A 249-nucleotide genomic window follows, 5' to 3' on the forward strand; every position below is an offset into this window, starting at 1 on the left:
TTTCTCTGCACAGAATTGGCAGTCTACTTTCACACTACCTTGCTCAATCAAGAGTTCGCGAATTTCTTCAGAACCCAGTGACATAACGGCATCCAATGTCCGTTGACGAGAACATGAACAACCAAATTGCATTGGCTTAGTGTCATAAAGGCGAACTTCTTCTTCGTGATACAAACGGTGCAATAACGATTCAGTCTCAAGACCAAGTAACTCTTCTTCTTTTACTGTAGAAGCGAGATGAGTAAAACG

The 249-nt window shown here is 41.8% G+C and carries 1 protein-coding gene; it reads right to left on the reverse strand.

Annotation, left to right across the window (positions count from 1 at the left end; all coding sequences use genetic code 11):
• Positions 1-249: Hsp33 family molecular chaperone HslO (locus AAEY75_RS16430; RefSeq protein WP_352260226.1), on the reverse strand; the 249-nt coding region annotated here is incomplete at both ends.

The sequence above is a fragment of the Psychrobacter sp. TB55-MNA-CIBAN-0194 genome, from assembly GCF_040309505.1.
In the GTDB taxonomy this organism is placed as follows: domain Bacteria; phylum Pseudomonadota; class Gammaproteobacteria; order Pseudomonadales; family Moraxellaceae; genus Psychrobacter; species Psychrobacter fozii.